Here is a 24,634-nt window from a genome sequence, read left to right on the forward strand (position 1 = left end):
TTTTTTTAACTTAATGATTTCCAATCGGTTTTGAGAGTGAATAGGGCAAAAGTATAAATTAAAATACCAATTTTCTGATCACCTTTTACCTCCCTCCATTAACCGACAACCAAATAACCAACCCTTCGACAAGCTCAGGGACCTAAAACCAATAACCAACCTAAAATATGCAATACTCATTTATACTCAATGAAAAACCTGTTCAAGTCACAGCCGAGGAGGATGCCAACCTGCTTTGGACTTTAAGGGAAAGGTTGAAACTGACCGGAACCAAGTTCGGTTGTGGGGTTTCCCTTTGCGGAGCCTGCACAGTCCATTTAGATGGCAAACCTGTTAAGTCCTGTATAACCCCGCTTTCTCAAGCTGTTGGTAAAAAGGTCACCACCATTGAAGGACTTTCGGAAGACCGATCACATCCGCTTCAAGTGGCTTGGATCGAGGAACAGGTTCCCCAATGTGGGTATTGCCAGTCGGGACAGATCATGCAGGCGGCTGCTTTACTTGCAGAAAATCCAAATCCAAACAGGGAGGAAATCATCAAGCATATGAACGGTGTGCTTTGCCGCTGTGGTACTTACTTGAGAATCCTGAAAGCAATCGAAAAAACCGCCCAAAAAGTCTAACTATGGAAAAGCAATTGGAATCACAGGGATTAAGCAGGAGGAAATTCCTGAAAGTAGGAGGTGGCATTACATTTTTGGTAACTGCAGTCGGATTGCCTGCATTGGTTTTTAAGAAGGGAGAATTAGCTGAAAGCAAGCAGATTTCCGCTTGGGTTCATTTATCATCCGACGGTACAGTGACCATCTACAATCCCGCTTCCGAAATGGGGCAGGGGACAATGACTGCTTTGGCAGCAATTTTTGCGGAGGAAATGGACGCAGATTGGTCCAAAGTCAAAATCGAAAATGCGCCGGTTGAGCCTGAGATCTACGGAATCGGTTGGGGAGGTGAACGAGGTGGAAGCATGCTGACGGTGGGAAGCCGCTCGGTAAGTGGGCACTTCAATAATCTCCGTCAATCCGGTGCCCAGGCAAGATATGCCCTGCTCTCTGCAGTTGCAGAAAAATGGGGAGTGGACAGAAAGGAATTGAAAACCGACTCAGGTTTGGTTTTTCATCCAAAAAGCAATAAAAAAATCACCTATGGAGAAATAGTTGAGTTTGTCAAAATCCCTGAATCAGTTCCTGAAATTCCGGATTCTGATCTGAAAAACCCGAAAGATTTCAAATTGATCGGCAGGGATTATCAACGGTATGATGTGCCATTTAAAGTGGATGGTTCGGCCATTTACTCCGGAGATATCCATGTACCGGGAATGGTTTACGCGGCCATCGTCCGATCGCCGGTGAACGGAACCCAACCTGAACTCAAAAATGAAACCGCGATCAGAGGTATAAAAGGAGTTTTGAATTTAGTCAGTTTGGAGCATGGTATTGGGGTAGTTGCCAGCAATATGGAAACCGCCTTGAAAGCCAAAGCCATGATGGAAATCACTTGGAATGGTGACCCAAAAGCCAAATCCCATAACAGCCAAGATGCTTATGAAGAGTATGAGGCACTTTCCAAATCATCCCAAACAGGAAGCATTGTAGCCCAATCGGGTGATTTGAACAGAGAACTTCCGAAGGCACAAAAGACAATTCGGGCAGATTACAAAAATGATTATATCTACCATGCCCAGATGGAACCCCTCAATGCGGTAGCCCACGTGAAAGCCGATTCGGCTGAACTTTGGGTCGGTACCCAAGCTGCTGATGGTACCAGAAATGATGTGGCAAACCATCTTGGTTTGGATTTCAAAGCCGTTAACCTGCACACCTGCTATTTGGGTGGAGGATTTGGCCGAAGGTCCATGACAGATTTTGTGATCGAGGCGGTGGATATTTCCAAGGCAGTAAACCTCCCTGTCAAATTGCAGTGGACACGGGAAGATGACCTCCAATACGGCGCTTTCAGACCGATTTCTTTACAAAAATTAGAGGCAGGAATTGACCAAAACGGTAACATCAATTCGTGGAAACATGTGGTCGTCGGAACAGGAGGCGGACTGTTGGGTTCGGGTGCAGACATTCCTTTTTATGACATCCCAAACAAATTGATCGAAGTCAGAAACATTGACCACGGAGTCCGGACCAAGCATTGGCGGGCAGTGGGACATGGACCGAATAAGTTTGCGATTGAGACTTTTGTAGATGAAATAGCTTTGGAACAAAAGAAAGACCCCTACCAATTGCGAAGGGAACTGATGAAAAACCATCCACGTGAACTTGCGGTTTTGGATAAAGTGGCTGACATGGCTAAATGGGGTTCTTCGGTACCAGAAGGCCGGGCCAGGGGAATTGCTTTTGCAGAAAGAAGCGGTTCATTGGCTGCCGGAATCTGCGAAATCTCTGTGGACAGATCCACTGGAAAAATCAAAGTCCATAATATTTGGGGCTCTTTGGATGGTGGGGTAGTAGTCCATCCTGCAAATGCCAAATACCAAATGGAAGGTTCATTGGTGATGGGGCTTAGCAGTGTGCTTTTTGAAAGCATTACTTTCAAAGAAGGACAGGTGGAGCAATCCAATTTCTATGATTATCCGATCTTAAGGATGGAAGATGCTCCTGAAGAAATCATGTTGGAAATCATTCCTTCAACAGAAAAACCAACCGGAATCGGAGAAGCAGGTTTGCCGTTTATGGGTGCTATCATTTCCAATGCATTCGCGGCCTTGACAGGAAAACGCTTGCGGCATATGCCTTTTACCCCTGAGAAAGTTTTGGAGGTTCTCGCAAGTTGATTTAGAGAAGGAATAATTTGGGATAGGGTTTCCAACAAAAATAAATTCAATTTTGTCAAAGACTTCACTGTGTCATTTAGAGATAGAGAAGTCTTTGATTTTTTCAACATGAGATAATAATTTAAGAAATCTCGGCTATACGTTTTTTGAAATTATAAGGAGGTTAGAATAAGCTTTTAAAATCAATGCTTTTCTGCCGGAAATGGAAATGATCCGATTCCTATCTTTAAGCTTTTTTGATTGTATCAACATTTTAAGTTTTCAAGTATTCACTTGGATATAGTTTACCATCAACCTTTTTTCAATTTGTATTTCCCAAAAAATGCTTTTAATATGCCCATTCATTCAAACCACAACACATGGGAGATTTTATAATTGACTTCAGTAACTGGATTTGGGACATGCCAATGCTTGTGTTGCTGATGGGAGGAGGCTTGATTTTGTTTATTTATTCAGGTTTTTTGCCTTTCAGGTATTTTGGTCATGCCCTTAAAGTTGTCCGTGGGAAATATGACAATCAGAACATGCCCGGACAGATTTCTTCCCAACAGGCGCTTTCGGCGGCGATTGCTGCGACTGTCGGCCTTGGGAATATCAGTGGTGTTGCGATAGCCATCAATATGGGAGGTCCCGGAGCGATTTTTTGGATGTGGATGTCTGCTTTTGTAGGCATGGCTACCAAATATTTTACCTGTAGTCTAGCCATCATGTTTAGGGGAAAAGACACTTCCGGGGAAATTCAAGGAGGTCCAATGTATGTGATCGAGCATGGCATGGGTCCAAAATGGAAACCATTGGCAATTCTGTTTTCTGTGGCAGGTGTGTTGGGATTGTTGTCTATTTTCCAGGCCAACCAACTTACCGAAGTTACCAGAAGTGTGATGTTGGAACCCTATGGATTGGATAATGGAGAAAGCACAAAATGGATTTTAGGGATATTGATGATGGTGGCAGTTGCTGCTGTGATATTGGGAGGAATTCAAAGAATTGCTGCAGTGGCTTCTAAGTTGGTGCCTTTTATGGTGATCCTATATTTTGGTACGGTTCTTTTGATCATGTTTCAATACATCGAACGAGTTCCTGAAATGTTCTTATTGATTATCGAAGATGCTTTTACAGGAAATGCAGTAATGGGTGGAGCTGTTGGTGCGGTGATGGTGATTGGAGCAAGAAGGGCTGCTTTTTCCAATGAAGCCGGAATCGGCACTGCCCCTATGGTACATGGAGCTTCCAAAAACAATGAACCTGTCAGAGAAGGATTGATTGCCATGTTAGGACCATTTATTGATACAGTTGTGGTCTGCACATTGACTGCCTTTGTGATTTTGTTGACAGGTGTGTGGGAAACAAGTGAAAATAACGGGGTGCAATTGACTCTTCAGGCATTTGAAATGGGACTTCCGGGAGTTGGAAAGTACCTGCTGATGTTGGCTGTACTTGTTTTTGCACTTTCGACCATGTTCACCTATTCATACTATGGTCATAAATGCTTCAATTATCTTTTTGGAGCAGAAAAAGCGAATTACTACAATTACTTTTATCTGGTGACAATCGTCGCCGGGGCAGTGGTATCACTTGAAGTGGTGGTGAGTTTCATAGATGGAATGTATGCCATCATGGCCATTCCGACTATGATATCGACGATCTACCTAGCACCAAAAGTCAAAGCTGCTACAAAGGATTATTTTGCAAGGATGAAGGGGGAGTAGTCCTGAAAGGATTGTCCGGTTATTGATAAATAGTTGTAATTGTTGTAACCTTCGTGTTGTAATTGTTTGGAGGAAATGGGGTTGTCAGTTCGTCCGCAAGATGTTATCAAGTTTTCCGCAAAAGCTGTTGTCCATTTGGTGAAAATGTTGTCAAGTTGTCAGCTAATGCTGTTATCAGGTTAGAAAGGAGTCAAAGAGAACTCGATAACTTGATCAAAAAGACAAACAAAATAGTCAAAGAGACCCTTCATGCCTCAGGGTGACGCAACCCGACAACCCGACAACTTGACAACCCGACAACAATTACAACAATTACAACCAAATCAACCTGCAAAACCAATGAACTTCCTCATCGCCCCAAATGCTTTCAAAGGAACAATTGAAGCTGACGAAGCGGCGGAAATTATTGGGAATGCGATATTGGTAAAAATGCCGGATGCGAATCTGACGGTCTGCCCAATAGCGGATGGTGGGGATGGAACATGCTTTTTGCTTGGAAAAGCATTGAATCTTGAACAGGTTTTTGAAATTGCCTTAGATCCTTTGGGAAGGCCGATAAAGGGATTTTACTTTTTGGATCCTTGGCGAAAGACAGCTTACCTTGATGTTTCCACCGTTTCCGGAATCAAATCATTAAAACCTCACGAGCGAAATCCTTGGATTACAAGTACATTCGGAACTGGGGAACTGATCAAAAAGGCTGCAGACTCCGATGCCGAACATATCATTTTGGGATTGGGAGGAAGTGCGACAGTGGATCTGGGAATCGGGATTTTGATAGGTTTGGGTTTTTTGTTTTTGGATGAAAAAGGAAGGGAAATCCCGGTTTTTTCAGAAGGTTTTATTTCCAAAATCCGATTTATCCAAAGCCCGATACCAAAACCAAACTTAAAATTCACCTGCCTCTGCGATGTGAACAACCATTTTTTTGGTCCCTTAGGAGCCATTCCTGTTTTTGGTCCTCAAAAGGGATTGAAAAAGGAGGATCAGGAAAAGTTTGAAAATGATTGTTCCAAGGCATTGGAATTAATGGCCAAAAAATCAGGAAAGCAGTTAGCAGACAGAGAAAGTTTTGGCGCTGCGGGAGGAATTGCCTTTGGGCTTTCATTCTTTTTTCCGATGAAGATAGAGATGGGTGCAAAATGGTTTTTCGAAAAAGTCGGAATCGAATCCAAAATCAAAACCGCGGATATCATCATCACAGGAGAAGGCCGCTATGACAGCCAATCCGCTTCAGGAAAAGGAAGTTTCGAACTGTTACAGTTGGCAAGAAAACATGGTAAAAAAACAGTCCTGATCACCTCAGGAAACGGTGGAAAAGATTCAGGTTTTGACGAAGTGATCCAATTGCCTGACCTTGATTTTTCAAAAAAAGATTTTCATGAAAAAGCCAAAGAGAACTTTGAAAAAGAGGTTTTATCCTACGATTTTTTTGGATAAAACATCAACTATGTCACGTTGGTTAAATAATAAAATTTTTCAAAACCATTCTCCTTTCATCTCCACGGTCAGCATATCATCGGAAACCAGTCTTTTTCCAAGTCCATCCATTTTGACAAGTTCGTATTCGAAGAAATAGCGCATGGCCATCAGTTTTCCCTTGTAGAAATCAGTTTCAGGACTTCCTTTATCCAAAGCTTCGTGAGCTGTAATTCCTTGACTTAGCCATTGCCAAGAGATCGTCAGGATGCCGATGTATTCAAGGTAAAGCGAGGCATCTGAGAGAAATTCTTCCGGATTTTGGGAAGCTTTGCCAAATAAATGGAAGCTTGTTTGTTGGGCTCGCTGGAGGTATTTTTCTAGTTTTTCAGCAAATGGTATCAGGTGGTTGAGTTTTTTTGCAGAGCTTATGGTTTTTATGATTTCAGCAGCGAACAGCTGAAGGGCTTTTCCTTCCTGCATCAGAACTTTTCTTCCCAATAGGTCCAATCCATGAATCCCGGTCGTCCCTTCGTGAATGGGATGGATGCGTGCCTCACGGTAATATTGCTCTACCGGAAAGTCAGTCGTATAACCTGCTCCTCCCAAAATCTGTACCGCTGCAGATGTCGTCAGACAGCAAATTTCTGAAGGGTAGGTTTTGGCAATAGGTGTCAGCAGGTCAAGCAGGAGGGAAGCTTCTTCTTTTTCTTTTCCCTCAGCCACATGGACCAGGTCGCCCAATTTGGCACAAAAAAATAAAAGAGAAAGTGCACCTTCCGTCACTGATTTTTGGAACAGTAGCATGCGTTTCACATCTGCATGTTCAATGATCGGAATTTGGGGTTTTGAGGGGTCTTTCTCTGTGATTTTACGCCCCTGAGGCCTCTCCTTGGCATAAGCAAGGGAAGATTGGAAAGCAGCAGTCCCTATGGCAGCAGCATTCATCCCAACTCCCACTCGAGCTTCATTCATCATCTGAAACATGTAGGACAATCCCTTATTGGCCTCGCCAACAAGGTAGCCTTCCGCACTGTCATTTGATCCGATCATCAGGTGCGCTATCGGTGCTCCTTTGTAGCCCATCTTGTGGTAAATTCCTTCGGTAAGCACATCATTGGGTTCATTGTCCGGAACTCGTTTTTGGGGAACAACAAACAAAGAAATTCCTTTCACTCCTGCCGGGGCGCCTTTGATACGGGCGAGCATGAGGTGTATGACATTCTCACAGGCATCATGGTCCCCACAGGAAATGTATATTTTTTGGCCTTGGATTTTAAAAACCCCTTCCTTTTCAGTTGGAATTGCCATTGTACTGAGGTCAGTGAGCGAAGAACCTGCATCTGGTTCGGTTAGTGCCATGGTTCCCTGCCATTTACCGTTGTACATGTTTGGGGTGAAGGTGTCGATCAGTTGCTGACTGCCAAAAGTCCTGATCAGGTTGGCTGCACCTGTAGTCAAAAAAGGATAAACGGAACTGGAATAATTGGCTGCCTGAAATATAAACCCTGCAGCAAGGTGGATGGTATTCGGCAGTTGTTGTCCACCTTCTTCATAGCTAAAAGTGGCATTGATCCAACCGTCCTGCCCAAACTGCCGGACAATCTTTTTCATGCCTTCATGCACTTTGATTTTCCCTCCGATAAGCTGAGGTTCATTCCTGTCCATGTCAGTCAACAACGGAAAAAGTGAAGTCACTGCAATCTGATCTGCTGCCTCCAAAACCATTTGGAAAGTTTCTTGACTGTGGTCTTCGAAATATTTGAAACAGGTCAGTTCAAGTACCTTTTGGTTTTCGAAAAGCTGGAATTGAAGGTCACGTTTGGAGTAGAAGGGCATGGTTGTTTGGGTTGTAATGGTTGTAATTGTTATAGTGGTTTAAAATGTTTTCGGGTTGTCATTGTTGTCTGCTTCGCGTTGTCAAGTTATCTGGTTGTAGTGGTTGTATTTGCTTTCTGGTTTTCATTGTTATCGAGTTGTAATTGTTGTCGGCTTCCCCGTCATTCTGAACCGCAGCCTGCAAAGGTGAAGAATCTTTCTTTCCTGAGACACTTCTCCTCCGCGGCGGAGAGGTGTGACGATCCAGTTTGTCAGGTTTTCAAGTTTTTGAAAATCCCTTTACATCTCGACATCAGCTTTAGAGAGGGACTTAACAAAAGCTTGTGGACAACAGCTTTAGCGGACAACCTGACAATCCTAATTCCTCCCAACAATTACAACACGCATGTTACAACAATTACAACTATTTTTTCCAACCCGAAAACAGCTTTAGCGGCCAACCATGACAACGCGAAGCATAGAACAATTACAACTTTTTAATCACCCTACATGGATTTCCTGCGGCGATGACATCATCGGGGATATCTTTAGTGACTACAGATCCTGCGCCTATGATTGACCTCGATCCGATGCTGACTCCCGGACAAATTATAGTAGAACCTCCGATCCAAACATCATCTCCGATTGTGATGGGTTTTCCAAATTCTGCAAGACTTCCCCTTTCTTTGAAATCCATAGGATGGGTAGCAGCATAGAATTGGACATTCGGGGCGATCAGCACCCTGCTCCCAAGGGTAACCGGCGTCACATCAAGCACCACACAGTTGAAGTTGAAAAACACGTCATCTCCTGCCGTGATATTATAGCCGTAGTCACAAAAGAAAGGCGGTTCAATCCAAAAATTCTTGCCTTTCTTCCCGATAAGTTTGGCAAGAATACTTTCCCGCAATTCCGTTTCGTCAGGATTCGAATCATTGAGTTGCTTGGTCAGTTGCCTTGCATGTAGTCTTTCTGCAACCAATTCCGGATCTGAAGCAAAATACAATTGGCCGGCAAGCATTTTTTCTTTTTCGGATTTCATAAATTAGACTTGAGATTTGAGACAAGAGAAATGAGATGAAATAGAGTGGAAATAGATTGAAATATGGTAGAAATAAATTGAAATACGGCGGAAATAGAGTAGAAAAGGATATTTATTGATATTTGATATTAGTGGATATTGAATACGAGTAGGATTTCGAATTGTGCGCTTATATCATAAATTAATATTTCGCTGAAAGCGTATTTCGCCAAGCCTATATCCCCCATAAATCCGTCCCTATAATAATTTTTTTGCCTGATCGAGATGTCTTTGCTCATGGGCCACGATGATGTCAATTGCCTTTTCTAGGGAATAGACTATCAATTTGTTGGCAGGAGAATGGATGACGGTCTTTTTTTCAAAAAACGGTACCAATTCAATTATCCATTTTTTGAGTTCTTCTTGGTGGTTTTGAAACCTTTCCAATACGGTGGCATCGCCCTCTGTCACTTTTGGTTCCCAAAGAGGGAACGTCCTGGCTTTTTTCTTTCCACCATCAGAAACTGATTTTAAAATCAAGTTGCCAAAGAGATTAGAAAAATAAGGGAATCTTGAAATGAAAGCCCCTTGAAAACTCCCGTTTTTCAATTTTTCAAAAATTGGAAAATAGGTTCGATTAATGGTAATGAGGTGTTCAAAGTTCTCGGCTATGCTCCAGGTTTCTGCATTGGGTTTGAGGTGCATTTTCTCTACCGAAAGTGCAATGAATCCTTCAATTGCCTCTTTGGTTATATTATCAATGGAATCAATCCAATTCTTAATCTGCGTTGTCATATCAATTGGGTAGTTGGGTGTAATTTTGCTTAGAAAGCTTGGTAAGTTCTTCCATCAATACATTTCCTGTTTCCTTTCCTAAAGACATTCTTGTCAAATAGGGGGCATGCGGAAGGTTTGGATTTTCAAAATAGCTTGGTTTGACGATATATCCCAAAGCATCCTGACTTAATCCAAGGATAAATTTTGGGCCTTCAGGCATAAGTTCTTTGGTTTTCATCCCATAGATCGGAGCGGTTTCTCCAGGATGGCTTGCAAATGTAGCTTCCCCAATGGAAAACCATACAACTTCGGATTCGATCACATCAGTGACTTTTCTATCGACGATGATTCCTGCTTCAGAAAGTTGCTGCCAAGCTTCATTCATAACAGGAAAAAACACGGTTTTTCTTTGGAAATTGAGTTTGGATTTGGACAAAGTTTTTGGTTCCAATAGAGAAGCAGTCGCTGATAAAGCCAATTCTTGCCCTCTTTGCAAGGCTTTTTGATATCCACCCTCTTTGTCGGAAGGCTGTATCCATCCTCCGATCGCACCTTGGAGAAAAAGATGTTCTCCACCCCATTCTTTTTCCATTTCTTTATAAAACCCTGCGAGGTAATCAGCCGAAACCTCTGAATAAACAGCATCCATATAAGTTGGGTGACAGGCAAAATTGGTAAGGGTGACTATATTTTTTTGGTTCTTGTCCAGAAACTGTAACACCGTGACGGACCTGTCGATTTCCTCCTGACAGATATTGGCAACCCAATCTTCTCCTGATTCATTTTGGCCATACCTGATGGTGCTTTCCTGTAGGTTTTTGGAAGCTTTTTGAATCTGTTCGGCAACTGTCTGTACCAAAAAGTCCATGTATTGCTTGTTTACACCACTTTCTGAGAAATCTTTTCCCCAAAGCCCGACTATGTCAGGTCCTGAATGGGTATGTGTGGAACTGATGACAATATTTTCAGGAGAAAAAGAAATGTCGAATTCCATTTGGGCAGTTCGTTCTCTGATTTTTTGTAAGTCCTGATACAGCAATCCGATGCAATCCAAGGTGACCAATGCCATTGATTTTTCCCCGTCATAAAGCACAATGGCCTTGGCATAAAGGCTATCCAAAACGCCGGTAAAGGTTCTATTTTGTTTGTCTCCGGCGATGAATGAACCAATAGGAGGGTTGATGACTGCCTTGGACACTCCTATCTGAATCTCAGACAAGGTTTTTGTTTTCTTTATGGAACAACCAAAGTTGAGACAAATTAGAATCAGAAAGATGCCTAGGTTTTTCATTTAAAGGATTATTGAAATTTAAACATCAATTATTGAGTAATTTAGGATGGAATCTTACTTTTTTATCTAACCATATAAAAAAAATTATGACACATCTTTGGAATCTGAATAGCCAAGGTTTGAAAACTGAATGTGGTTGGCACATAAAAACATACAGATTAATTTGTTGGTGTTTTAGATAAAATGATTCACCTACTTAAAGAACTTATCTTGAGATAAAAATTGTTACAATCTGTTTTTAACCCTTTACCATGACTAAAACCAAACCAAAAGAAAATAGGGTCACCATGGCCCATGTGTTCAAAACCATCATTTGGCCCCGCAAAAACCAACTTTTCCTAGGGCTTTTTCTTATTATAATCAGTAGACTTTCAGGTTTGATTTTGCCTGGCGCAAGCAAATACCTGATTGATGATGTGATCCCTTCCAATGACCTTGATATGCTGAAATGGCTGGTTTTGATTGTCGTCGGAGCAATAACAATTCAGGCAGTTACCTCATATGCCCTTACACAAATTCTGAGCGTGGAAGCTCAGCACTTGATTTCCCAACTGAGATCCAAGGTCCAAAGACACATCATCCAATTGCCGATCCGTTTTTTTGACAATACCAAAACAGGAGAGTTGGTGTCGAGGATCATGACAGATGTTGAAGGGGTACGAAACCTTGTGGGAACAGGGTTTGCACAGATGATCGGTGGGGTTTTGACCGCTGCGATTTCTTTAGGATTGTTGATTTATATCAGCCCTCTGATGACTTTATATGTCTTGGTTCCGGTGATTATTTTCGGGTTTATTTCACTGAAAGCCTTCAGTAAAATCAGACCGATTTTCAGAGAACGGGGAAAGATCAACGCTGAAGTCACAGGAAGGTTGACCGAAACCTTGGGAGGAATCCGAGTAATCAAAGGTTTCAATGCAGAAGCCCAAGAAATTAGAAGTTTTGAAGCAGGAGTGGAGCGCTTGTTTTTGAATGTGAAGGCAAGTTTAACAGCAACGAGTTTCGTAACTTCTGCTGCTACTTTTTTGCTGGGTTTGGCCTCTGCAGGTATAATGGGGATAGGAGGTTATATGATCATGGATGGACAGATGACCTTTGGTGATTTCTTGGCCTTCACCTTGTATCTCGGTTTTATGATAGCCCCGATTGTGCAGATGAGCAATATTGGCAGTCAGTTTACTGAGGCCTTTGCTGGATTGGATAGAACGGAAGAGATCATGAACAGGCCTTTGGAAAGTTCCGGCGGCCAAAGAATCATTGCGATTCCACATATCAAGGGAGATATCAGGTTTGAGGATGTTTCATTTGCTTACGATGAGGGGAAAGAGGTTTTGAAGAGAATTTCATTCAATGCACCTGCCGGATCTGTAACTGCCTTGGTAGGAACTTCAGGTTCTGGAAAAACGACCATAGCGGGTTTGGCGGCCTCATTCCTCAATCCCGAATCAGGATTGATTACAGTGGATGGAGTTGATATGCAAAAAATTACCTTGGAAAGTTTCAGGTCTCAGTTGGGTGTTGTTTTACAGGATGATTTTCTTTTTGAAGGAACCATCAAGGAAAATATTCTTTTCCCAAGACCTGATGCAACAATAGAAAAATTAATGCAGGCAGTCAAGGCTGCCCACGTGCACGAGTTTACTGACAGGTTTGAAGATGGTTTGGACACTTTGATAGGAGAGCGGGGAGTCAAACTTTCCGGCGGACAAAGGCAGAGAATCGCCATAGCAAGGGCGATATTGGCGGATCCAAGGGTATTGATTTTGGATGAAGCCACTTCCAACCTGGATACCGAAAGTGAATCATTGATTCAGGCTAGTTTGAAGGAATTGATGCATGGCAGGACGACTTTTGTTATCGCCCACAGGCTAAGCACAATTCGCCAAGCGGATCAGATTTTGGTCATTGAGCAGGGAAAAATCGTAGAAAGGGGTCAGCACGAGGAGTTGATAGCCAAGCAAGGCAGGTATTATCAATTATATACGTATCAGGCAAGGATATAAGAGATTTGATTGGTTTATATGCCAAAGGAAGCTGAATTTCATATTCGGCTTCCTTTTTTATTTTTTGATTGAAAATTATTTCAATGAAATTATTTAAGCCTATCGGATTTTATCAAACTTCGATGAATTTCTTTTATTTTAAAACATGGCTACCCCAAAAATAAGCTGAATGTATTGATCAAAATTTATAATTAACCGATCAAATAAATCCTTTGAAATGCATCAGGTCAAATGATTGATTCCGAGAGGATAAACAATTACCTTTAAATATATGAAAAAGCAAATCTTCCTCTACTTCCTTATTCTTTTCTTGGGTTTAAGAAACGAATCATCAGCCCAATCGGCTGAAGAACAAAATGTATCAAAATCAATTGACAGGTTGGTGGTAGCCATGATAGCCGCAGATAGAGAGATGCTCAATCCACTTCTTTCTGATGCGCTCCACTATGGACATTCGAGCGGATTGGTTCAGGATAAATCAGGATTTGTAGATGAGGTGGTCAGCAAATCACCGCTTTCATACATATCTATTGATCGTGAAAAAGAGGTTATCCATTTATCAAAAAAGACAGCCACAGTAAGCCATATATTGACAATAAAGGGCAAAAACCCTGCAGGAGATCCAGTTAATATCAGGATTGGAAATATGATGGTTTGGGAAAAAGAAAAATCAGGGTGGAAGCTTTTGGCAAGGCAAGCCTATAAATTATAAACAGAAAATAGCCTTCTATTGAAAAAAGTCCTTGACTATTTGCCGGATTGGCTTGGTCAAGGACTTTTAAATTGGATTGAGGCTAGATTTATAAAAAAATGGCATTGATTTGATTTTTTAACCGTATATCAGTTTTTTCATGTGGTCTACTGAGATCGGTTTAATGATGTATTCTTGTATTTCAGGTATTTTTGTGATCGGATCAATGTCATCAGGATGGATAGAACTGCTGATCATTACGATTTTAAATTTATTCTTGGTCCTTTTATCAAACTTCATGAATTGTTGTAAAAAATTCCATCCATTTGTCTTTGGCATGTGCAGGTCCAAAAGCACAAGTTGCTTTTCTCCCCGTTTTCTTGGTTGTGGCTTTTCAATATTTGAACTGATGTAGTTCATGGCTTGACTGCCATCCGGAAGGGAAATCACTTCTCCATCAAAACCTAAGTGGCTGATAAGTTTTTTGTGAACATGATTTGTGACAACATCATCATCGACCAAAATGATTCTGTTCCATTTATTTGTGTAATTCATAGTGGGGTGAACTATATAATTCCGGGTGAGGTATTTGGTATTTATGAATTTGATTTTTAAATCTAGTAAATTACTTTTTAAAAAAAGAAATTTTGGTTTGACATTTATATGAAAAAAGTACAATTCATATATAAGTATCTGATTAATAGGTCAATAAAATAATGCCATTAAACTCATATTAAGAAATTAATATGCTTTTTATCCCAACAAAAACGCATCTCAACCCTTTTTGAACCAAACGCCCCATTCAATTATTCGATTTTTTCAAGAATAATTGAAAATTTTCAAGTAAAAACAAGAATTTTAAAGAAAAACAAAATAAAATAGAAGTACAATTAGCTCTTTTTCAATTTTGTACTCTACTAAAAACTGATCAAAGTCATACTCAAACAGAAAATTTTCAGTTTTTGGATTAATTCCAAGCGGGTCTTTATGATCTTAAATCTCCTTTAAAAATACAACCATTTATGGAAAAAGTCATTGGATTTTCATCATATGTGTTTTTTGTAGGTATTTTTCACTTCTTTATTTAGGATATCGAATTCATGCCAAAATACTTGGCTATTTAATATTTATCTCAGGATTTGCCTTACGAATCGGATACTTCCATTTCCTGACGGTCAGTTTCAAAAAATCTTCCCCGTCCAAAAAAAGGAAAAACTGAGGTGTTTTTTTTATAATGGTTTACCTTTGCGCTATTGCAGTTATTCACAAATTGATTTTTACCAAATAATGGAAATAGCATATTTACATCAATTTTTTCAGTTTCCTTTAATTAATAAGATTGGTTTCGTTTTGTTTACGAGTGTTACAAGTTTTTTAAATACTACAACGGTTTCGAATCCAAATGTCAAATTGATTATGGTTTTGGCCTTGCTGATTGCTGCTATTTTCATGTTTGTCAAAAATAAACCGAGAATGGATGCTGTGGGGGTAATTATGATTGCGGCCCTTCCAATCACTGGGATTATCACTGTAGAGGAAGCGCTCATTGGTTTTAGTGATCCCAATATTATCTTAATTGCTGTTTTGTTTGTAATGGGGGAAGGATTGGTCAGAACAGGGGTGGCAAGGAATGTTGGTGATTGGATCAATGAAAAGGCAGGAGGGAATGAAACAAAACTTCTTGTTTTATTGATGCTTGCTGTGGCGGGATTAGGTTCAGTGATGAGTTCCACGGCCATTGTTGCCATATTTATACCGGTAGTTTTTAGAATCTGCAGCAATACTGGAATTTCTCCGAGTCACCTCATGATGCCTATGAGTTTTGCAGCACTGATCAGCGGGATGCTAACTTTGATTTCCACCGCTCCCAATTTGGTGGTGAATTCGGAACTTATCCGACAGGGTGAAAAGGGACTTGGTTTTTTTACCATAACTCCATTTGGTTTGGCGATTTTGGCTTTGGGGGTTGTTTACATGTTGTTTGCTAGAAAATGGCTCCCTGATAATGCAAGTAATTCCAACAAGAAGAAAAGAAAGCCCAATTTCAAGGACTGGATAAAAAAATATGAACTAATCGATAGGGAATACAGGGTCAAAATAATGCCTGACTCTATTCTTTTAGGGTTTAAAATCAATGAATTGGATCTTAAACTAGATGGTTTAAAATTATTGGCTGTAGAAAGAAAAGAAGGAAGCAAGAATGTTTTTATAAGGCCTACCAAGATTATGGATTTCTTGGTGGATGATATCTTGTTTTTGGATGTAAGAGTCCATGATGTTGACTTAAAAGGCCTTTCAGAAAAATATGGCGTCGAAAAAATCAATCTTTCAGGAGGAAAAGGTTATCTCACTTCCTTGTCCCAGGAATTGGGTATGATCGAAGCGATCATTCCTGCCGAATCGGATTTGATTGGGAAAACTGTTAAAGAAGCAAGGTTGAGATCTGAATCAGGATTAACAGTAATTGGACTTTGGAGGGGCAATCAGCCTATTTTAGAAGATTTTTTGGAAAAGCAGCTCAAGGTAGGGGATACAATTTTGATAGCCGGTTTTTGGGAAGATATCAAAAGGATGGGACTTGAGTCTGATGAACTTGTCCTTCTCAATTTGCCTGTGGAATTTGAAGAAGTCCTGCCTGCTGCAGATAAAGCCCGTCATGCTATTGTAATTTTGTTTTTGGTCGTCATGGCCATGGTGACGGGTATTTTGCCTAATGTCCATGCTGTAATTTTGGGTTGTCTTGCCATGGGATTTTTTAGGATTATTGATATGAACAGTGCGTATAATTCCATTTCATGGAAAAGCCTGGTTCTGATTGTGGGTATGATGCCGTTTTCAATTGCACTGCAAAGGACCGGCGGTGTTGAATTGGCTGCCGATGGTTTGATCAATCTTGTTGGTGAAAGTGCACCTTGGGTAGCCATTGCTGCATTGTTTTTTATTACAGCGGTTTTGGGGTTATTTATTTCAAATACTGCTACTGCAGTATTGATGGCTCCAATCGCCATAGCTATGGCTTTTGATTTAGGACTTTCACCCTATCCTTTTGCCATGTCGGTGATATTGGCAGCCTCTTCTGCATTTATGACTCCTGTTTCTTCCCCTGTAAATACCTTGGTCGTAGGACCTGGGAATTATAAGTTTGGTGATTTTGTGAAGATAGGAGTGCCATTTACCATCATCGTTATGATCATTGCCGTTTTTCTGATCCCTTTGATTTTGCCCTTTTAATCATTAAAAATAAAAAATCCCAAACCTCCGGGATCGCGGATGATGATATTGTCTACGATACCTTCTTTGTTAAAATAGGTAATTTCCTCTGTGATCGGTATTTTTAAAGTCCTGATTTTGGAGATGATTTCTGGATTGTTTTTCCCGTTGAAATAAGTCAGTGAAGGATTGAAAAACAGATGGGGACAGGAATTCGGTTTCATCAAAGTAATTGTAAATCCATGGTTGGCCAATGAGAAAAAACCACCTTCCAACGTACCAAAAACCAACTCAAATCCGATGGCCTGATAGATTTCAAATGATTTTTTTGGATCGATTGACTCTAGGCTGATTCCCATATAATTTCCCAAAACACTGTAAGAAGCTTCTTTATCGCTGCATACTAATTCAGGAATTCTTTCGATCAAATATATCCAAACCCCATTACCATCTGAAATCAGATACCCTTCTTTGATTTGGATGACTTTTGTGATGGATTCTAGTTTTTTGATTTCTTCTTTCCAAGTTTTCTTAAAAAATTTAAATCCTGACCTTGAATACCTATCCGGACTGATTTCTATAAAGGATTTTCCATCAGTCATAAAGATTGGATTTTCAGAAACCTGAGAGAATCCAAGTTTTAGATAAAAATCAATGCTAGAACTTAAATGTGGTGTTGGAGTAAGGATCAATGCTTGCATAAAAAAGGAATGTTGTACTGGATTTTAACCAGCGTTTTCATAGGCTTTCCTTAACCAATCAAAGACTTCTTGGTCTATGTCATTGATTTGGGTCAGGTTGATTTTGTGCGTACACATGGCATTGCCGCTTGGGAGGAGTTTTCCACTTGGTTCCTGACCTTTGAGATTGATCCCAATTTCAAACCTCGTCTTTGTGACAGGGTGAAGCAAAGCAAATTGTTTTTTCCTTCGCAAGCTGACATTTGCCATTTTTGGTGAAATTTCAATATCATCTCCAAATTTGGAGATTTCCTCAATCAACCTGTCATAAACAGGTCTAAAGTGCTCTTTCCCTTTGTATTGGCTGTCTATCAGGTCATCTTTATTCTCGAAAGAACCGGCGTCTGTTGCCAATGTTTTTAATGCGATCAGGTTGGCAAAACCATGGGTTAATCCCAATTCCTCTTTGAGGTGCTTCATGATCTGACCATGTTTTACGAAATTGAGCTTTTTGACTTCGTCTACCCATTGCGGCAGCGTTTTTCCTGTGTTTTTGTAAAGGTTTTCCAACATTGTCTGTTCTGCTTTATCCATGGTTTTCTGGGTTTAAATTATTTTTTCATGATAAAAATTGAAACAATTGCTGTTGTAACCAATCCCATTATTGGCGCTCCGATCAATCCTTGGATGATGTAACTTTCAAGGTTGAAATATGCTTCTGCCGCTTCCTGTGTTGTTTTTCCAGAAGAAACTCCATAAGCTATGGCATTTTGGAAATAATCCGGAGTTATGAAGGTCGAGGTAATATATTGGGTCAACGGACTGAGGACTGTGACAAATACTGTGATGATCAAACCGCTTATAAAACCTTGTAAATAGGTCATTTTGCCATGATAAAAATTTTTCCTTTTATCCATTAATCCAAAAACATAAACAGCAATAGCCGGAATGGCGATAAAATTGGTGTATATGACGTGTTTGTCAATGTGGGCGTCATGCAATCCAACGGCTTTTTCCAATAACATCCAAAGCAGGGACATTATGGCAAAGATGATTGCCCATTTGATTTCAATTTTGATGTTTTTCATATAGCCGGAGTTTGGGTTTTGTGGCAAATGTCCAAAATCAGGACATGTACAATGAAAATTTAAAAAATTTAATTTTGTATAAAAAAAATCGAGAGGATAATTTTAACGAAAACTAGTTAATTATATAAAATTATTTGGCTTTCATTTTGTTTCCTTTGGAATCATGTGTGACTTCGGCTAAGCCAAGTCTTTCCATCAAAGGAGGAATATACATTCCGAATCGTCCACGCAAGCCTTTTTTTAACCCATACCAGCCACCGATTGGATTGGATTCAGAGCGGCCCCAAGCTTCAACTGTACCTTCTTTGGCAGGTTTTTGTTCGTCTGCGCTTCCCAATTCTATCCAATCACCATTCGATTTAAGCATTTGGTGTAGGTCATTTAAGCATCGGAAATCATATAAAAGTGTTGTTTTTCCTACAACACATACGATGACTTCTTTACCTTCTTTGACATCCAAATACATTTCATATTCAGATGTCAGTGGGGGAGTTTTAAGTTTCCAAGGGTTGTTTTTTGTGCCTTCTTCCATTTTGGGTCTTTTCTAGTGGTTTAATCCAATGAACTTAAATGAATTAAAAACCGGATTGATGGCTATTGGTACCTTTTTTTTCCTATTTTGAATATTTGTTAACGAAAGATATCCTTAAACACTAATATCAAAAGTCATATTTGATGTTCTCAGGAAGTTTTTCAACCACCAACTTCATCCATTCTCCATTGACTTTGATGACCACGATATTGTTGTCTTTGTCGTAAAACATGGTGCCGTTTTCACTTTCTTTTAGTGCTTTGTGATTGACATATTTAGCGCTTTCTTCAAAATTCACTTCTGCATCGCCTTTTGGTTCTTCTTCTCTCAAATCCTCTTTGCCAATGTTTCCCAAGGTAAGTGTGTTGGACAGTTTCAAAGAACCATAAAATATTGCCTTGTCCCTGCTAAAAAGAAAGGAATGTTGCCTGACATCTGAACCAATCCTAAACCAATTATAAGCAAGTTCTGAATGGTTGTATTCTGTTCCGTAATAATACAGTTCAGCTACCGGTTTATCATTTTCGACATGCTTGTTGAGCAACAGGGTAATACGGGATTTGTCATCTTTGGCATATCCTTCAAAAACATGGAATCCCCACCTTTTTCTATTTCTTTCTATCTCATTTCCACGGACCTGTATCATGTATGGTGTGCTGAGGATACCATTTACCGTGGTGTAAATTGGCGTAAGCTTGGGATCGAAACCAAAATTATAGCCCCGAAATTGCCAATTTGCCCAAGTGGTATCAATATCAGAATAGAGTTCTGTTCGGAAATTATTGGAATTTTCCGAAGCTTTTTCAAGTTTGAAGTATTTGCTTCGGTCAATTTTAGAAGAGGTTTGAGCAAAGGAAATGTGCATCACAAATGCGAATAGGATTAACAATAGGAAGGATTTCATAAGATGGGTTTTAAATTTTCTAATTAAGATAGGATATACCATTCGAAATTCTCAAAAAATCATATACAATTAAGCTCAAGGCTTAATTTGTGAACTACAAAAAAATAAATGCTTTCTTATTTATAAAAAATAAAATCAATTGAGAAGAAGATTTTTCCCAACCACAGGCTCAACCAATTTTCCTTTGATAGATTCTTTATTGGATACCAAGACATCCCAAGGTTCCATCCTAGGTTCATCTGAAAGGTTAAAAGTGCCAAAATGCATGGGGACAAAATATTTCCCTTCCAAGGTATTGAATGCATCAATTGCGTCTTTTGGGCTGATATGGGCTTGGTGCATAAACCACTCCGGCTTGTAAGCCCCGACTCCCATCAGGCAAAAATCAGGTGTTCCAAGGGTATTTTTGATGTCTTCAAAATGCTCACCTTTACCGCTATCTCCCATAAAGAAAATGGACTGATCTCCGTTTTGGATGTAAAAACCTCCCCAAAGACTCTTGTTTTCATCAGTCAGCCATCGCCTGGACCAATGCCTACTCGGAACATAGGTGATCGTCAGACCACTATCCAAAAGCGAATACTGTTGATACCATCCTGCTTCTTCGATTTCATGACCGTTGGTCCAACCTTTAATTACACTTTCAAGACCCAAACCTGTCAGGATTTTCAGGGAAGGATTGGCGTTGGTCAGGTATTTAATCGAGTTTTCATCACAATGGTCCCGATGATTATGCGACAATAGGATATAATCGAGTTTGGGCATTTTTTCCAAAGGAAACGGCAAAGGGCTCTCTCTTTTCAGAAAAGTATTATCGATGAGAAGCGGATCTGTTAGGAAAACTTTTCCTTGGATTCTCATCAGGTACGAAGCATGTCCCAACCAAATAAGGTAGTCTTCTTGACCAAGAAAGACAGTGGAATCGAATTCCACTGTCAAAAACCTGGTTTCTGCTTTCTTCTCTGCTTTCTGTGGATTTTTGCTAGTTTGCCATTTCAATACATCTCCAAAACTTGATTCAAATGGCTGGTACAGATTTACAAATCTTCCATTGTCATCCAATGGATTTCCTTTCCAGTCATCATTGGGTTTGATGGTAGTAAGTTGTGGATTTGAGGTGAATTTAGGTTTCATAGGTGCATCATCTTCATTTTTTAGGAAAATGAAAATCAATGGAATCAGTAAAACCAGAAGGTAGGATTTCTTTTTCATTGCTTCATTGACCCAACAGCTTAACTGAAGGAAAGTTTATGCTGCCAATAATTCCTGAAGCAATTCAGATGGGGTTTCTAAAAGTGCTATTTTTTCTTCTTCCAGGATTTTGTTGAGTTCAAGTTCCAACTCGAAGATCAAGCCATCCACATAGACTTTGTCCATGTGGAGTTCTTTGTAAAAATTAGCCGACTTTTGTTTTCCTGACAATGGGATGCCATAGCTTCGGAATACACCGATCGCCTTTTTCATGTTTGAAATTTTGTTCATGGTGGGTAGAGGTTTTAAATAATAATTGGTTTGTTTATATTTTTTCAATTCAAAGTCTTACACACATTCTAAGCTGGAATTCCGATAACTTGTTCTCTCTATGAAATTTTTTACTTTTTAATCAACAATTTTCACTGAATTGCGGTCACTGTTTTTCTGAAAACTGATCCCTGAAATACTGCTTACTGAATTCTAGGTGGTAATAACTTATAGACAACCGGGGTCACGATCCTAGATAAGACAGTCGAACTGATCAATCCCCCTATGAGCACTATTGCAAGAGGTGATATCAACGGGTTAGTTGACCAAGCGATTGGCATCAGGCCGCCAATAGCAGTAAGGGTGGTCAATACTATCGGTAAAAACCTAATTTCTCCCGCTTCCCGTATGGCTGCGTCGAGTGACTTTCCTTCTGCCCGGAGTTGGTTGGTAAAGTCTACAAGCAAAATAGAATTCTTCACCTCAATTCCTGCCAAAGCGATCAAACCGATGATCGCAACGAATGATAGCGAGTTTCCGGTAATCCATAAGGCCGCCAACGCACCGACCATTCCCAACGGAATCACGGATAATACGATGATTGTACTCTTAAAGGTTTTAAATAACAATATCAAAACTGCGATGAAGAGGAAAACCGTAACGATAATCACCGTCTGAAAACCGCCAAAAGACTCTTCTCTTGTCTCGGCTTCGCCTGCCATTTTGAAATTATAACCTTCCGGCATGGTAACTTTTTCTACTTTGGCACTTACTTCATTGATAACCCTATCTGCCAAAAAACCCTCTTGCACAAAAGCCGTGACGGAAACTGTACGGGTTTTGTTGTAGTGGCTGATGAGAAGCGGGGAACTTTCAAATTCCAGATCTGCAATCTGCTCAATGGGAATGGCGGCACCTTGATTGTTGTTTATAAAAAGTTTGTTAAAACTTATTAAAGAGGCCCTTTCTTCCTTTGGACTGGTGACAATGATCTCTTTTTGGTCACCGTTGGCATCAGAATAGGAACCCAATTTCAGTCCTGCTACAGCTAACCTTACTGTGCGGTCTACTTCCATGATGTTGATTCCCAAAGACCTTGCTTTTTCTTTTTGGATTGCGACTTTGATGTCAGTTTTAAGATTGCTGACAGGATTGTTGATATAGATGGTTCCTGGAGTTTCCTGAATCAGTTTTTCAACTTTAGCGGAAATGACCCTTAGACTATCGAGGTTTTCTCCGGAAAGGCGCACTTCAACAGGTGCTGTAACCGGGGGCCCCTGTTCAAAGTTTTTGACTTCAATTTTTGCCCCAGGAAAAGTGTTGAACTGGCTTCTGAGGGATTCTGTAATCCTGACTTTTTCTTTTACTGAGGAATTGGGGTCCAACTGTACAAAAATCTGCGCAAAATCAGTCCTTTCATTTTCCGGAATTACGTTGTAATAAATCCTTGGATTTCCTTTTCCCACATTGGTGGAGAAAAATTGGATTTCAGGAATGTCTTTAAGGACTGCTTCCACTTTTTTTGTAACCGCATCAGTTTCTCCGATTTTGGTTTGGATCGGAGTGATGATGTTGACCAGGAATTGTGGCTTTTCTGAAGCAGGAAAAAGGCTGAAGCCAATAACAGGAAACAAAGCCATTGATGAAGCGAATACAACAAGAGCAATGACTAAGGTTTGAACTGGTTTTCTTAAAGATCTTTCTAACAGAGGAGCATAACTTACAGAAATCGCTTTTTGTAGTGACCGCAAGAATAGATTTCCCTGATGGCCTTCAACATGTTCTTTCAAAATTCTGCTCGAAAGGAAGGGAATTATTGTAAGAGAAACAAACATCGATGCCAATACACTAGTAATGACAGCTATTGGAAGACTTCTGATGAAATCTCCTGAACCTTCCGGAAGGAAAACCAAAGGCATGAAGGCAATGATCAATGTGATGGTACAACCTATTACAGACAGACCGATCTGTTTGGTCCCCAACAGCGTAGCTTCCATCCTTGAATGCCCTTCCCGAATCCAACGCTCAATATTTTCAACAACGACGATGCTGTCATCTACCAATAAGCCGAGGGCTACTACAAGTCCGACAATACTCAACTGATTGAGGCTATACCCTAAGGCATTGAGCAAAACCAAACCTATCGCTAATGATAGCGGTATGGATATCATGACTATTGCAGCTGCACGACCGCCGAGAGGCAGCAAAGTGATGGAAACCAAAAGAATCGCAATGACAAAGTCAAAACCTAGCCCGCCCAATCTTTTGTTGACAAATTCAGCTTGATCAAAAGCCAAAACCATGTCAATATTGGAAGGAAGGCTGGTTTTGAATTTTTCCAATACTGGAAGGTATTGCTCCTGAACCTGAGAAATATTACTGCCTTCTTTTAGTGCAGCGTTGACAAAAACTGTCCTGTATCCATTCAATCTAGTGATGTGTTTGTTTTCCTCATAGTCAAAATGGACGTCAGCAATATCCTTGAGAGCCACATTTCTTCCTTGGAAAGCAATGACCTGCGTATTGGCGATTTCCTCGAGGTCTTTATAATCTCCGGAGGTTTTTACATTGAAAGCCTTGTTTCCTGCCTCAATAGTTCCACCGGGAATATTACCAATTTCACTTTGGATGCTCCCGAGTACTGCCTGGACAGGAATGTTCATTCGGGCCATTTGGTCTAAGTGAAGGTCTATCCTGACTATTTCGTTGGGAAGCCCAAAGATTTCTACTTCCTTGAGGGCATTGACTTTTTCAAGTTCTTCCTGTAACCTTTCGGCATATTTCTTCAGGTTTTCTCTGGAACTGTTTTCACTTATCAGTCCAATCTGAAGGATGTTGACATTGGAAGGTGAAACCTTATTGACATCTATGCTATATATGTCCTGAGGCAATTCATTCCTCATACTGTTGATTTCACGGACGAGTTCTTGATACTTGTCATTCACATTTGACTCATATTTGTAATCCACATTGAGCACTGCAACACCGTCAGAAATGGTGGTTTTGATTTTCTTAATATCCTCAAGGGCATAGATTCTTTTTTCTAAAGGGTCCACCACCAACTCTTCCATATCTGCAGGGCTAGTTCCCGGATATACTACAATTACAGGAAATTGCGGTCCGTCAGTAGCAGGATCCTCACTTCTTGGCATGTTCAAAAATGTCGTCAACCCCAATGCGATCGTCATCAGGAAAATAACCAGGGTAAACTGGTAGTTTTTTACTGCAAAATTAGAAATACGCAT

The 24,634-nt window shown here is 40.3% G+C and carries 20 protein-coding genes; 7 read left to right on the forward strand and 13 right to left on the reverse strand.

Annotated features, from left to right (window positions below; all coding sequences use genetic code 11):
* Window positions 1-167 precede the first annotated feature (167 nt).
* The 4 genes from NU887_RS18410 to NU887_RS18425 all read left to right on the forward strand — a co-directional run bounded on the left by NU887_RS18410 (window position 168) and on the right by NU887_RS18425 (window position 5,934).
* Entirely contained in the window at window positions 168-623 is a 456-nt protein-coding gene (locus NU887_RS18410) for a (2Fe-2S)-binding protein (protein ID WP_258424854.1), read from the forward strand.
* A gap of 2 nt (window positions 624-625) precedes the next feature.
* The gene (locus tag NU887_RS18415) at window positions 626-2,785 is read left to right on the forward strand and encodes a xanthine dehydrogenase family protein molybdopterin-binding subunit (RefSeq protein ID WP_258424855.1); all 2,160 of its coding nucleotides are present in this window, start codon (window positions 626-628) and stop codon (window positions 2,783-2,785) included.
* 359 nt (window positions 2,786-3,144) lie between these two features.
* Window positions 3,145-4,494, forward strand: coding sequence for an alanine/glycine:cation symporter family protein (locus NU887_RS18420; RefSeq protein WP_258424856.1), 1,350 nt, complete (start codon window positions 3,145-3,147; stop codon window positions 4,492-4,494).
* A gap of 339 nt (window positions 4,495-4,833) precedes the next feature.
* Window positions 4,834-5,934 (forward strand): glycerate kinase family protein, encoded by a 1,101-nt coding sequence (locus NU887_RS18425; protein WP_258424857.1) that lies wholly within the window; start codon window positions 4,834-4,836, stop codon window positions 5,932-5,934.
* A gap of 39 nt (window positions 5,935-5,973) precedes the next feature.
* Here NU887_RS18425 and NU887_RS18430 read toward each other — a convergent pair whose 3' ends face one another.
* The 4 genes from NU887_RS18430 to NU887_RS18445 form a co-directional block, all read right to left on the reverse strand.
* Window positions 5,974-7,752: an acyl-CoA dehydrogenase family protein gene (locus NU887_RS18430; RefSeq protein ID WP_258424858.1), complete on the reverse strand. Its 1,779-nt coding sequence runs from the start codon at window positions 7,750-7,752 to the stop codon at window positions 5,974-5,976.
* Window positions 7,753-8,218: 466 nt separating this feature from the next.
* Window positions 8,219-8,773 (reverse strand): sugar O-acetyltransferase, encoded by a 555-nt coding sequence (locus NU887_RS18435; protein WP_258424859.1) that lies wholly within the window; start codon window positions 8,771-8,773, stop codon window positions 8,219-8,221.
* Window positions 8,774-9,010: 237 nt separating this feature from the next.
* Window positions 9,011-9,547 (reverse strand): DinB family protein, encoded by a 537-nt coding sequence (locus NU887_RS18440; protein ID WP_258424860.1) that lies wholly within the window; start codon window positions 9,545-9,547, stop codon window positions 9,011-9,013.
* 1 nt (window position 9,548) lies between these two features.
* Window positions 9,549-10,748 (reverse strand): neutral/alkaline non-lysosomal ceramidase N-terminal domain-containing protein, encoded by a 1,200-nt coding sequence (locus tag NU887_RS18445; protein ID WP_258424861.1) that lies wholly within the window; start codon window positions 10,746-10,748, stop codon window positions 9,549-9,551.
* Window positions 10,749-11,071: 323 nt separating this feature from the next.
* Between NU887_RS18445 and NU887_RS18450 the strand changes: the two genes are divergently transcribed.
* Together NU887_RS18450 and NU887_RS18455 are read left to right on the forward strand one after the other, a co-directional pair.
* Window positions 11,072-12,823: an ABC transporter ATP-binding protein gene (locus NU887_RS18450; RefSeq protein ID WP_258424862.1), complete on the forward strand. Its 1,752-nt coding sequence runs from the start codon at window positions 11,072-11,074 to the stop codon at window positions 12,821-12,823.
* Window positions 12,824-13,094: 271 nt separating this feature from the next.
* Window positions 13,095-13,535: a nuclear transport factor 2 family protein gene (locus NU887_RS18455; RefSeq protein WP_258424863.1), complete on the forward strand. Its 441-nt coding sequence runs from the start codon at window positions 13,095-13,097 to the stop codon at window positions 13,533-13,535.
* Window positions 13,536-13,652: 117 nt separating this feature from the next.
* On the opposite strand, the gene NU887_RS18460 is transcribed toward NU887_RS18455, so the two are convergent.
* Window positions 13,653-14,069, reverse strand: coding sequence for a response regulator (locus tag NU887_RS18460; RefSeq protein ID WP_258424864.1), 417 nt, complete (start codon window positions 14,067-14,069; stop codon window positions 13,653-13,655).
* 861 nt (window positions 14,070-14,930) lie between these two features.
* Between NU887_RS18460 and NU887_RS18465 the strand changes: the two genes are divergently transcribed.
* Window positions 14,931-16,745 carry an SLC13 family permease gene (locus tag NU887_RS18465; protein WP_258424865.1) on the forward strand — a complete coding sequence of 605 codons (1,815 nt, stop codon included), beginning with the start codon at window positions 14,931-14,933 and terminating at the stop codon, window positions 16,743-16,745.
* On the opposite strand, the gene NU887_RS18470 is transcribed toward NU887_RS18465, so the two are convergent.
* From NU887_RS18470 to NU887_RS18505, 8 genes are all read right to left on the reverse strand, one after another.
* On the reverse strand, window positions 16,742-17,425 hold the full coding sequence (locus NU887_RS18470) for a hypothetical protein (protein ID WP_258424866.1): 684 nt from the start codon (window positions 17,423-17,425) through the stop codon (window positions 16,742-16,744). The genes NU887_RS18465 and NU887_RS18470 overlap by 4 nt on opposite strands.
* Before the next feature lie 24 nt (window positions 17,426-17,449).
* Complete coding sequence (locus NU887_RS18475) at window positions 17,450-17,998, reverse strand: DUF4287 domain-containing protein (protein WP_258424867.1); 549 nt, start codon at window positions 17,996-17,998, stop codon at window positions 17,450-17,452.
* Between the two features lie 17 nt (window positions 17,999-18,015).
* Window positions 18,016-18,492, reverse strand: a complete 477-nt coding sequence (locus NU887_RS18480; protein ID WP_258424868.1) for a DUF4199 domain-containing protein — start codon at window positions 18,490-18,492, stop codon at window positions 18,016-18,018.
* Between the two features lie 130 nt (window positions 18,493-18,622).
* On the reverse strand, window positions 18,623-19,024 hold the full coding sequence (locus tag NU887_RS18485; RefSeq protein ID WP_258424869.1) for a DUF6855 family protein: 402 nt from the start codon (window positions 19,022-19,024) through the stop codon (window positions 18,623-18,625).
* Window positions 19,025-19,151: 127 nt separating this feature from the next.
* Window positions 19,152-19,928 carry a hypothetical protein gene (locus NU887_RS18490; protein WP_258424870.1) on the reverse strand — a complete coding sequence of 259 codons (777 nt, stop codon included), beginning with the start codon at window positions 19,926-19,928 and terminating at the stop codon, window positions 19,152-19,154.
* 135 nt (window positions 19,929-20,063) lie between these two features.
* The gene (locus NU887_RS18495) at window positions 20,064-21,140 is read right to left on the reverse strand and encodes an MBL fold metallo-hydrolase (protein ID WP_258424871.1); all 1,077 of its coding nucleotides are present in this window, start codon (window positions 21,138-21,140) and stop codon (window positions 20,064-20,066) included.
* Window positions 21,141-21,176: 36 nt separating this feature from the next.
* The gene (locus tag NU887_RS18500; protein ID WP_258424872.1) at window positions 21,177-21,410 is read right to left on the reverse strand and encodes an acyl carrier protein; all 234 of its coding nucleotides are present in this window, start codon (window positions 21,408-21,410) and stop codon (window positions 21,177-21,179) included.
* Window positions 21,411-21,592: 182 nt separating this feature from the next.
* Window positions 21,593-24,634, reverse strand: coding sequence for an efflux RND transporter permease subunit (locus NU887_RS18505; protein ID WP_258424873.1), 3,042 nt, complete (start codon window positions 24,632-24,634; stop codon window positions 21,593-21,595).

The sequence above is a fragment of the Aquiflexum gelatinilyticum genome (assembly GCF_024741135.1).
GTDB lineage: Bacteria > Bacteroidota > Bacteroidia > Cytophagales > Cyclobacteriaceae > Cognataquiflexum > Cognataquiflexum gelatinilyticum.

Excerpts from the sequence above, each read along its gene's own strand:
- NU887_RS18435 (WP_258424859.1), bottom strand. The coding sequence starts at position 8,773 with ATGAAATCCGAAAAAGAAAAAATGCTTGCCGGCCAATTGTATTTTGCT.
- NU887_RS18465 (WP_258424865.1), top strand. The coding sequence starts at position 14,931 with ATGGTTTTGGCCTTGCTGATTGCTGCTATTTTCATGTTTGTCAAAAAT.
- NU887_RS18450 (WP_258424862.1), top strand. The coding sequence starts at position 11,072 with ATGACTAAAACCAAACCAAAAGAAAATAGGGTCACCATGGCCCATGTG.
- NU887_RS18440 (WP_258424860.1), bottom strand. The coding sequence starts at position 9,547 with ATGACAACGCAGATTAAGAATTGGATTGATTCCATTGATAATATAACC.
- NU887_RS18425 (WP_258424857.1), top strand. The coding sequence starts at position 4,834 with ATGAACTTCCTCATCGCCCCAAATGCTTTCAAAGGAACAATTGAAGCT.
- NU887_RS18455 (WP_258424863.1), top strand. The coding sequence starts at position 13,095 with ATGAAAAAGCAAATCTTCCTCTACTTCCTTATTCTTTTCTTGGGTTTA.
- NU887_RS18415 (WP_258424855.1), top strand. The coding sequence starts at position 626 with ATGGAAAAGCAATTGGAATCACAGGGATTAAGCAGGAGGAAATTCCTG.
- NU887_RS18505 (WP_258424873.1), bottom strand. The coding sequence starts at position 24,634 with ATGCGTATTTCTAATTTTGCAGTAAAAAACTACCAGTTTACCCTGGTT.
- NU887_RS18470 (WP_258424866.1), bottom strand. The coding sequence starts at position 17,425 with ATGCAAGCATTGATCCTTACTCCAACACCACATTTAAGTTCTAGCATT.
- NU887_RS18485 (WP_258424869.1), bottom strand. The coding sequence starts at position 19,024 with ATGGAAGAAGGCACAAAAAACAACCCTTGGAAACTTAAAACTCCCCCA.
- NU887_RS18460 (WP_258424864.1), bottom strand. The coding sequence starts at position 14,069 with ATGAATTACACAAATAAATGGAACAGAATCATTTTGGTCGATGATGAT.
- NU887_RS18475 (WP_258424867.1), bottom strand. The coding sequence starts at position 17,998 with ATGGATAAAGCAGAACAGACAATGTTGGAAAACCTTTACAAAAACACA.
- NU887_RS18480 (WP_258424868.1), bottom strand. The coding sequence starts at position 18,492 with ATGAAAAACATCAAAATTGAAATCAAATGGGCAATCATCTTTGCCATA.
- NU887_RS18430 (WP_258424858.1), bottom strand. The coding sequence starts at position 7,752 with ATGCCCTTCTACTCCAAACGTGACCTTCAATTCCAGCTTTTCGAAAAC.
- NU887_RS18500 (WP_258424872.1), bottom strand. The coding sequence starts at position 21,410 with ATGAACAAAATTTCAAACATGAAAAAGGCGATCGGTGTATTCCGAAGC.
- NU887_RS18490 (WP_258424870.1), bottom strand. The coding sequence starts at position 19,928 with ATGAAATCCTTCCTATTGTTAATCCTATTCGCATTTGTGATGCACATT.
- NU887_RS18420 (WP_258424856.1), top strand. The coding sequence starts at position 3,145 with ATGGGAGATTTTATAATTGACTTCAGTAACTGGATTTGGGACATGCCA.
- NU887_RS18410 (WP_258424854.1), top strand. The coding sequence starts at position 168 with ATGCAATACTCATTTATACTCAATGAAAAACCTGTTCAAGTCACAGCC.
- NU887_RS18495 (WP_258424871.1), bottom strand. The coding sequence starts at position 21,140 with ATGAAAAAGAAATCCTACCTTCTGGTTTTACTGATTCCATTGATTTTC.